General features: G+C 66.7%; 9 protein-coding genes. All 9 read right to left on the bottom strand.

Features of this window, described 5'->3' with window-relative positions:
* Positions 1–276 precede the first annotated feature (276 nt).
* Complete coding sequence (gene cydB, locus M0P34_RS10740; RefSeq protein WP_291498914.1) at positions 277–1,305, bottom strand: cytochrome d ubiquinol oxidase subunit II; 1,029 nt, start codon at positions 1,303–1,305, stop codon at positions 277–279.
* 62 nt (positions 1,306–1,367) lie between these two features.
* Positions 1,368–2,666: a cytochrome ubiquinol oxidase subunit I gene (locus tag M0P34_RS10735; protein ID WP_291498913.1), complete on the bottom strand. Its 1,299-nt coding sequence runs from the start codon at positions 2,664–2,666 to the stop codon at positions 1,368–1,370.
* A gap of 80 nt (positions 2,667–2,746) precedes the next feature.
* Positions 2,747–3,949 carry a flavodoxin domain-containing protein gene (locus M0P34_RS10730; RefSeq protein WP_291498912.1) on the bottom strand — a complete coding sequence of 401 codons (1,203 nt, stop codon included), beginning with the start codon at positions 3,947–3,949 and terminating at the stop codon, positions 2,747–2,749.
* Positions 3,950–4,038: 89 nt separating this feature from the next.
* On the bottom strand, positions 4,039–4,197 hold the full coding sequence (gene rd / locus M0P34_RS10725) for a rubredoxin (RefSeq protein WP_291498911.1): 159 nt from the start codon (positions 4,195–4,197) through the stop codon (positions 4,039–4,041).
* A 36-nt stretch (positions 4,198–4,233) separates the two neighbouring features.
* Entirely contained in the window at positions 4,234–4,614 is a 381-nt protein-coding gene (locus tag M0P34_RS10720; protein WP_291498910.1) for a desulfoferrodoxin, read from the bottom strand.
* A 76-nt stretch (positions 4,615–4,690) separates the two neighbouring features.
* Positions 4,691–5,266, bottom strand: coding sequence for a rubrerythrin (rbr, locus tag M0P34_RS10715; RefSeq protein WP_291498909.1), 576 nt, complete (start codon positions 5,264–5,266; stop codon positions 4,691–4,693).
* Positions 5,267–5,350: 84 nt separating this feature from the next.
* Positions 5,351–5,764 (bottom strand): PilZ domain-containing protein, encoded by a 414-nt coding sequence (locus M0P34_RS10710; RefSeq protein ID WP_291498908.1) that lies wholly within the window; start codon positions 5,762–5,764, stop codon positions 5,351–5,353.
* 85 nt (positions 5,765–5,849) lie between these two features.
* On the bottom strand, positions 5,850–7,859 hold the full coding sequence (locus M0P34_RS10705; protein WP_291498907.1) for a methyl-accepting chemotaxis protein: 2,010 nt from the start codon (positions 7,857–7,859) through the stop codon (positions 5,850–5,852).
* Between the two features lie 21 nt (positions 7,860–7,880).
* Complete coding sequence (locus M0P34_RS10700; RefSeq protein WP_291498906.1) at positions 7,881–8,354, bottom strand: cytochrome c family protein; 474 nt, start codon at positions 8,352–8,354, stop codon at positions 7,881–7,883.
* Between the last annotated feature and the right edge of the window lie 418 nt (positions 8,355–8,772).

The raw sequence follows: 8,772 nt of genomic DNA, 5'->3' as shown, positions 1-8,772 counted from the left end.
GGCCCGTGGGATGCGGGGGATACTGTGGGCGCGGTCGGTGGGCTTCGGAGGGGGATACGGGTACGGGGCGCTGGCCGGGTGCGGCGGATGTGGGGTGTGGATGCGGGCATTGGCCGTCGGGGGCGGTGTCCCGGGCGGCGGGCGCTGGCCGTCGGGGGAGACTGTCCCGGGCGGCGGGTGCGGGGCGCCGGGATTCCGGGCGCCGCCGCCGGGCGCAAGGCAAACGGCCTCCCCCGCGTGGCGGGAGAGGCCGTTTGCTGTCGGAAAGCGGGGCGCCTAGTAGGCTTCCTCGTAATCCAGGTGCTCGTCGGTGATCTTGTGCGAGAAGTTCCGGTAGACCCAGAACTGGTAGCCGATGACCACAGGCACCATGACCAGGGCCACGCCGAGCATGATCTTCAGGGTCAGCGGGCTGGAGGCCGAGTTGTAGATGGTCATGGACCAGCCCGGATTCAGGCTGGAGGGCAGCAGCGCCGGGAACAGCCCGACCACGCCGAACATCGTCACGCCGACGATGAAGGCCGCGCTGCCCACCCAGGCGCGGACCATCTGCCCCGCGCCCAGGGCCGGGCGGATGCCCACCAGGGCCACCACCGTGCCCGCCGGAATGGCCAGCAGCAGCGGATTCTCCAGGTAGTTGTTGAACAGCATGGTGTCCACGGCGGTGTAGGCCAGGAAGAGTACCGTGCCCAGCACGGCGATGGGCCAGGTCTTGATGGCCGTGGCCCGGGCGCGGTCGTGCAGGGAGCCCTGGCTCTTGATGGCCAGCCAGATGGCCCCGTGCTGCACGAACAGCACCACGAAAACCACGCCGCCCAGCAGCCCGTAGGGGTTGAGCAGTTGCAGCAGGCCCTCCTGGTTCACACCCTGGGCGTCGATGGGGATGCCGCGGAAGATGTTGGCGAAGGCCACTCCGAGCAGCAGCGCCGGGGCGAAGGAGCCCACGAAGTGGCAGACGTCCCACACCCTGCGCCAGGCCTGCGAGTCCACCTTGGAGCGGAACTCGAAGGACACCCCGCGCAGGATCAGCGCGAACAGCAGGAGGAACATGGCCGCGTACATGCCCGAGAACAGCACGGCATACGCCGCCGGGAAGGCCGCGAAGGTCACGCCGCCAGCCGTGATCAGCCAGACCTCGTTGCCGTCCCAGAACGGACCGGCGGCGTTGTAGATGGTCCGGCGCTCGGTTTCATTTTTGGCGATGAAGGGCAGGAGCGTCCCCATGCCCAGGTCGAAGCCGTCGAGCATGAAGTATATGGCCCACAGCAAGCCCCAGAGCAGGAACCATATGGTTTCGAGAATCATGGTCGCACACCTCGGTGGTTGCGGTTGATCCGATGGTCGCCTCGGTCACGCGGGGCGGGGCCTCAGGCGGGCCCCTTGCGGGCGTACTTGAAGAGCAGGAAGATATCCACCGCGCCCAGCAGCAGGTACATGAGCGTCAGCGCCGCCAGCGACACGGCCACCTGCGAGGCCGCGATGGGCGAGACGCCTTCCGAAGTGCGCATCAGCCCGTAGACGATCCACGGCTGGCGGCCCACCTCGGCCACGATCCAGCCGAACTGGTGCGCCAGATAGGGCAGGGGAATGGTGTAGACCAGCGCCCGGAGCAGCCAGGGCACCTGGGTCAGCCGGTTGCGGAACAGCCAGGCCAGGGCCGCCAGACCCACGAACAGCGTGCCCAGCCCGACCATGGCCCGGAAGGCCAGGAAGGTCAGGGCCACCGGCGGACGGTCGGCCTCGGGCACGTCGTTCAGGCCCATGACCACCGCGCTGGGATCGTTGTAGGCCAGGAACGACAGCAGACCCGGCACCGGCAGGGCCTCCACCAGGTTGCCCTCGCCGCCGAAGTTGGGAATCTGCAGCAGGTACATGGGCGCGTTGGCCTGAGTCTCCCAGTGGGACTCCATGGCGGCCAGCTTCACGGGCTGCACCCGGGCCACCTCGTTGCCGTGCAGGTGGCCCTGGGCGGCGGTGAGCACGGAGAAGATCAGCGCCGCCCACATGCCCACGCGGAAGGACTTGCCGAAGAACTCCTCCTCGTTGCGGCGCAGCAGGTGCCAGGCCGAGATGCCCATGACGAAGAAGCCCGCCAGGGTCAGCGCGCCCGGGATCACATGCAGGAACTGGTTCCAGCCAAAGGGGTTGGTGATCACGTCGAAGAAGTCCGCCAGCTCGGCGCGGCCGTTGCGCAGCACATAGCCCACCGGGTTCTGCATGAACCCGTTGGCCAGGAGGATCCACAGCGCCGACGTGTTGGCCGCCAGGGCCACGATCCAGATGCAGGCCGCGTGCAGCTTGGGCGAGAGCTTCTCCCAGCCGAAGACCCACACCGCGATGAAGGTCGACTCCAGGAAGAAGGCCACCGTGGCCTCGATGGCCAAAAGCGAGCCGAAGATGTCGCCCACATAGGCCGAGTAGCGCGACCAGTTCGTGCCGAACTGGAACTCCAGGGTGATGCCCGTGACGACGCCCAGGGCGAAGTTGATCAGGAACAGCTTGCCCCAGAATTTGGCCATGCGCTTGTACGTCTCGTCGCCGCTGGTGACGTACTTGGTTTCCATGATGGCTACCAGGAGCACCAAGCCCAGGGTCAGCGGCACGAAGATGAAGTGGAACATCGTCGCCGCCGCGAACTGGAGCCTGGAGAGAAGCAATGCGTCCATGGGACACCTCCCCGGGAAAAAAGTTGCGGATTGTTATGTTTCCGGGCACGGGGGGAGCCTGCGGCCCCCCCCGGCGCGGATTAGAGTTTTGCCTTCAGGGCCCGGCCCACCGCCCGGCCGAGCTCCACGCACTGATCCAGAACGGCCCGGTCGGGCACATGCTTGACCTTCACCGCCGGGTCGACCACCTCGAAGCTCATGTCCGTGAGCCACTGGGTGATGAGCTTCACGCACTCGCCGCTCCAGCCGAAGGAGCCGAAGGCCGCGCCGACCTTGTTCTGCGGGCGAAGGCCCTTCATGTAGGTCAGCAGGTCGGCCACCAGGGGCAGGATGCCGTTGTTGTGCGTGGGGGAACCCACCACGACGGCCCCGGCCTGGAAGATCTCGGTCATCACGTCGCTGTGGTGGAAGCTCTTGAGGTGCATCACGCGCACCGAAACGCCCTCGTCCATGAGCCCGTCGGCCACTGCGTGGGCCATGCGCTCGGTGGAGTGCCACATGGTGTCGAAGACGACCACGGCGCGGTTGGTGGGCTTTTGGGCCGCGAAGCCCGCGTAGGTCTCGAGGGCGAAGTCCACCATCTCCCTGCCGCGGAAGATCAGCCCGTGGTCCGGGGCGATCATGTCGATGTCCAGGCCCATCTCGGCCACGCCGGCCAGGGTCTTCTCCACCACCGACGAGTACGGCGTGATGATGTTGGCGTAGTATTCGGTCATCCGGCGCTTGAGCTGGGCGCGGTCGATCTCGTCCGCGAAGCGCTCGGAGGAGGCGATGTTCTGGCCGAAGGCGTCGTTGGCGATGAGCAGGCGCTCCTCGGGGATGTAGGAGAGCATGGAGTCGGGCCAGTGCAGCATCCGGGTTTCCAGGAACTGCACCGTGCGCTTGCCCAGGCTCAGGGTGGAGCCGGACTTCATGGCCTCCACGGGCCAGCCCGTGGTGTCGAAGTGGGCCTCCATGGCCCGCTGGCCCATGGGCGAGCAGAAGACCTTCTCGGGCTTGCAGGCCGCGATCAGCTCGGGCAGGCAGCCGCTGTGGTCGGGCTCCAGGTGGTTGGCCACGATGTAGTCGATCTTGCAGGGGTCGATGACCTGGGACAGGCACTCCAGGAAATCGTCCCTGAAGGAGGCCTTCACCGTGTCGAACAGGGTGACCTTCTCGTCGATGACGAGGTAGGCGTTGTATGTCGTTCCGAACCGGGCCAGGGAGTAGCCGTGGAAGTCGATGTTGTTCCAGTCGACCGCCCCGACCCAGTATATTCCTTCCTTGATTTGTACGGGCCGCATGAGTCTCTCGTCTTTATCTGGCGGCGCCGCGCGGGCGCCTTGCGTTTGGATGGGAAGGGCGGCGGGACTTGCGTCCCGCCGCCTGCCGGTTATTCCTTCTCGAACTGGTCCTTGGGCGCTCCGCACACGGGGCAGACCCACCCGGCGGGCAGGTCGTCGAAGCTCGTGCCCGCGGGGACGTTGGAGTCGGGGTCGCCCTCGGCGGGGTCGTAGACATAGCCGCAGATGGTGCAGACGTATTTGTCCATTGTTCTTCTCGTGTTGTTGTCGTTCCGCTGTTCAGGCTAGGCCTCGGCCTTCCACAGGCCGTGCAGGTTGCAGTACTCGCGCGCCGTGACCTTGGTGGCCTTGGTACAGAAGGTGGCCACCGGCTCCTGGCCGGGGGCCAGCTGCTTGCGCATGACGACGCCGTCGGCGATCAGCTCGATCCACTCGATCCAGTGCTTCTCTTCCATGGGATGCGCCACGCTCCCGACGCTGACCTTGTAGCCGTCGGCGGTCTTCTCGATGACCGGGACGTGCTTTTCCTTGGCCGCGTCCACGGTGTTTTCCTTGAACAGCTTCATGGGCTCGCCGCAACAGACCAGCTCGCCGCCTCCGGCGTGAAGGACCTCGACGATGTTGCCACACAGATTGCATTTGTAGATTTCCAGCAGTTCAGGCATGGGATACCTCCTGGTTCCGCAACAGGCCAGCGGCCCGTTGCATGGTCGTAACGCTATTAGTTCCTATTAGCAATGTCTACCAATTTTTGAACAAAAGCTCGAAAAAGGCCTGGGGGTGCGCGCAGGCCGGGCACTCGTGGGGCGCCTGGGCGCCCTCGTGCACATAGCCGCAGTTCAGGCAGCGCCAAGCCGTCTTCCCCGGGCGGGTGAACACCCGGTTTTGTTCGATGTTTTCGATGAACGCCCGGTAGCGCTCCTCGTGGAATGCCTCGGCCCTGGCGATGGCGCGCATGGCCGCAGCCACGGGCCCGAAGCCTTCCTCGTCGGCGACATGCGCGAACTCGGGGTACATTTCCTCCCATTCGTGGTGTTCGCCCTCGGCGGAGGCGTAGAGGTTCTCCAGGGTCGTGCCCATCCGGCCCGCCGGGAAGGCGGCGCAGATCTCGGCCTCGCCGCCCTCCAGGAACTTGAACAGGCGCTTGGCGTGCTCCTTCTCCTGGAGCGCGGTTTCCTGGAACACCCGCTCGATCTGCACGAAGCCTTCCTTCTTGGCGATGGAGGCGAAGTAGTCGTAGCGGTTGCGGGCCTGGGACTCGCCCGCGAAGGCGGTCAGGATGTTCTTCTCCGTGCGGGAGCCCTTGAGGGGTTTCATGAGGGGGACCTCCTTGGTGGATTGCCGCCCGGCGAGGCGGCGTGTTGTTGGGGGGAAAGGGAAAAAAAGACCATCAGGACAAACCTATAGTTCCTTTGCGCCAAGGTGGCAACCGGCCCCGGGCCCGGCGGCGGCGCCGCCGTCCAGCAGGCATTGCAGGTCGGACACGCCGTAGGGCAGCTCCTGGTCGAAGGCCATGCCGAACTCTTCGCCAGCCGCCCAGCGCACCACGCCCCGGCGCCTGCCGTCGGCCTCGGACACGCCGCGAAAGCGGGTCTCCAGCTCCAGGACCTGGCCCCGCCCGGGGGCGGGGCGCCCGTCTTTGGGCCGCAGGCGGGCGCCGCCCGCGCTGATGTCGACGATGAACGCCTCGCGCGTGGTGCCGTCCAGGCGCAGGGCGCAGACGTGGTTCAGGCCGTATGCCTTGAGGGTGATGCGCAGGTGGCGCCTGCGCTCCATATCGCTGTCGGACGGCGCGTCCTGGGCGTGGGCGGTCATGCGGAGCCTCCAGAAAACGGGTGGGGACACTTTCCAGTGTCCCCACCATAGCCCCTGGGGGCGCTTCGCGGCAAGGGGTTTTCAATTATTCCTTGAACTTCTCCACCAAGGCCAACAGCTTGCGGGACATTTCGTCCACCTCCCGGATGGAGTCGTTGGCCTGGGCGATGCGCTGGCTGATGCCCTGGGACAGCTCGTTGATGCCGGTGACGTTCAGGTTGATCTCCTCGCTGGTGGAGGACTGCTGCTCGGCGGCCGTGGCGATGGAGCGGACCATGTCGGCGATGGCGTCGGACTCGGTGACGATCTGCTCCAGCACGCGCCCGGCGTTCTCGGCCATTGTCCCGGTGTGCCCGGCGCGCTCGCGGGTGTTGCCCATCTCGCCTACGGCCTCGCGCGCGCTCTGCTGGATGGCCGTGATGGCCGCGTCCACCTCGCGGGTGGCGGCCATGGTCTTTTCGGCCAGCTTGCGCACCTCGTCGGCGACCACGGCGAAGCCCCGGCCCGCGTCGCCCGCCCGCGCGGCCTCGATGGCGGCGTTCAGCGCCAGCAGGTTGGTCTGGTCGGCGATGTCGTTGATGACGGTGATGACCTGCCCGATGTTCTCGGCCTTGGTGGACAGGTCGCCCAGGCTGGAGGCCAGGGCCTCGATGGTCTGGGCCATGGCCCGGGTTTCCTGCACCGTGCGGCCCACCTCGGTGCCGCCCTCCTTGGCCACGGAGCTGGCGTTGTCCGAGGCGTCGGAGGCCTTGCCCGCGTTCTGGGCCACCTCCAGCACGGTGGCGTTCATCTCCTCCATGGCCGTGGCCACCTGCGAGGTCTGCCCGGCGGTGCGCTCCATGCCCTGGGTGACCTCGTGCATCTGCCCGGCGAGGTGCCCGGCGGCCTGGGAGAGCTGGCTGGCCACCCGCTCCACCTGGTCGGCCACCTGGAGCAGGTTTTCGCGCTGGGCGCGGATGCGCTCCTTGTCGCGCTCCTCCTGGGTCAGGTCGATCATCATGCCGATGGCCCCGACGATGGCGCCGTGGGCGTCGCGCAGGGCCGATATCTCGTAGTGCAGGGGGAAGGTCACGCCGTCGGCGCGGGAGTATTGCATCTGCCCGCTGCGGCTGCGGCCCGAGGCGATGACGGAGCCGGTCACGTCCTCGCTGCCCGGGGTGCGCAGCACCTGGGCCAGGGTGTGGCCTTCGATCTCTTCCTTTGTCTTGCCCAGGATGTTGCGCATGGGCGCGTTGACGTAGGTGATGCGCTCGTCGTTGTCGGTGACGAACAGCGGGATGATGATGCCCTGGAGCACGCCCCGGTTGTATTCGAGCTGGTCCTGCACGGTGCGGACCATGACCTTGAGGTTTCCGGCCAGGCTGGCCAGCTCGTCGCGGCCGCGGACCTCGAATTCGGCGGAATAGTCGCCGCTGCGGATGCGGTCGCTGACCTGGGCGATGGTCACGATCTTGCTGACCACGATGCGGCGGATGAACAGGCCGAGCATGATCAGCAGGAACAGCGCCCCGCCCGCCGAGATGAGCGCCGAGATGCGCTCGGAGGAGGTCACCTGGGCCATCTGGTGCGACACGTCCTGGAACAGGATCATGGAGCCCAGGATGGGCTGGGACGCGCCGTGGCAGTGGTGGCAGGTCTTCTCGTTGGGGATGGTGTCCACGGCCACGAAATAGGAGGTGCCGTCGATGGTCAGGGACGCCCCGGTGTGGGTCATGGTCTTCAGGCTGCCCTGGAGCATGGCGGCCAGGGCCGGGTCGTCGTACAGGGCGACGAGGTCCTTGCGCAGGTCGTCGGGGCGGGTGGAGTAGGTCACGTTGCCCCGGAAGTTGGTCAGGTAGACGGTCACGTCCGGATAGTTGGCGGCGACCTTGTTCAGCTGGGCCTCGGTGCCCTTGTTGTCGCCGATGCGCATGGGCTCGGCGATGGCGCTGAGCAGGATGGACGAGGTTTTGACGGCGGAATGGTCGATGAGTTCGTTGGTTGCCGAGCGGTGCAGCGAGGAGACCGTCAGGTTCAGGATCACGAAGGTCAGCACGGTGACCAGCGAAACCGGTATGATGATCTTCGCGCCGAGGGAGGCTCGAAGCAGGTTCATGGCATACCCCCCGTGGATGGCTTAGTGGGCGCCGCCGTAGAGCAGCGGCTTGAAGTTGAACGCGCCGACCCGCTCCTCGTTGTGGCAGGTGGTGCAGTCGTCCAGGGTCAGGGAGCGCTTGATGAGTTCGGGGTCGCCGCCCTGCTCGGCGTGCTCCGAGCCCGGGCCGTGGCAGACCTCGCACCCGGCGTGACCCAGCTCGGGGGTTTGCTCGAAGCTGACGAAGCCGCCCGGCTGGCCGTAGCCCGTGGTATGGCAGCCGTAGCATTCCCGCACCTCCTGCGGGGTCAGGTCCGAGGCCATGATCTTGATGCTGTGGTCGGAGTGGGACTTCTTGGCGTATTTAGTGAAATTTTCGTACTGTTCCGGGTGGCAGTCGCCGCAGACGGCGGAACCCACATAGGTGCTCCGGACCTGCTGGGCCCCCACGTCCCAGGCAAGCCACAACACGGCCGCCCCCACGCACCAAATGGCCACAAGAAACCGATTTATCATGGTTTCCTCCCGCTTCTTTGTGCCTACAACCCTATTGCCCCTTCCGTCCCGTTTGTCAAACCCCAAAAACACCCGGTGCGGAGTCTTTTCGGATCTTTCACCCGCTAAGATCTCGTATTCAATCGGCAAAAATACAGGAAAACTTTTGGGGTTTTGTACGGGGTTTCCTGCTGCGGGCGCGCCGGGGGCCGGACGGCGGCCTTCGCGAGGCGGCGGCGCGGAAAAAGGAGCCCGCCGCAAGCCTCGCCGGGCGGAGGCCGCCGTTGCGCCGGGTTGTGGCGGCGGGTGGCGCCGCTGCCGACGGCGGAGGTGCCCTCGGGCGAAGCCGGGGGGCGCCGGGGGGCGCCAGCGGGGGGATGCCGGGGGGCGCCAGCGGGGGGCGCCGGGGGGCGCCAGCGGGGGATGCCGGGGGGCGGCG

Source organism: Desulfocurvus sp., assembly GCF_023230885.1.
In the GTDB taxonomy this organism is placed as follows: domain Bacteria; phylum Desulfobacterota; class Desulfovibrionia; order Desulfovibrionales; family Desulfovibrionaceae; genus Desulfocurvus.
This window is presented reverse-complemented; position numbering and strand designations above follow the sequence as displayed.

Excerpts from the sequence above, each read along its gene's own strand:
- cydB (WP_291498914.1), bottom strand. The coding sequence starts at position 1,305 with ATGATTCTCGAAACCATATGGTTCCTGCTCTGGGGCTTGCTGTGGGCC.
- M0P34_RS10735 (WP_291498913.1), bottom strand. The coding sequence starts at position 2,666 with ATGGACGCATTGCTTCTCTCCAGGCTCCAGTTCGCGGCGGCGACGATG.
- M0P34_RS10730 (WP_291498912.1), bottom strand. The coding sequence starts at position 3,949 with ATGCGGCCCGTACAAATCAAGGAAGGAATATACTGGGTCGGGGCGGTC.
- rd (WP_291498911.1), bottom strand. The coding sequence starts at position 4,197 with ATGGACAAATACGTCTGCACCATCTGCGGCTATGTCTACGACCCCGCC.
- M0P34_RS10720 (WP_291498910.1), bottom strand. The coding sequence starts at position 4,614 with ATGCCTGAACTGCTGGAAATCTACAAATGCAATCTGTGTGGCAACATC.
- rbr (WP_291498909.1), bottom strand. The coding sequence starts at position 5,266 with ATGAAACCCCTCAAGGGCTCCCGCACGGAGAAGAACATCCTGACCGCC.
- M0P34_RS10710 (WP_291498908.1), bottom strand. The coding sequence starts at position 5,764 with ATGACCGCCCACGCCCAGGACGCGCCGTCCGACAGCGATATGGAGCGC.
- M0P34_RS10705 (WP_291498907.1), bottom strand. The coding sequence starts at position 7,859 with ATGAACCTGCTTCGAGCCTCCCTCGGCGCGAAGATCATCATACCGGTT.
- M0P34_RS10700 (WP_291498906.1), bottom strand. The coding sequence starts at position 8,354 with ATGATAAATCGGTTTCTTGTGGCCATTTGGTGCGTGGGGGCGGCCGTG.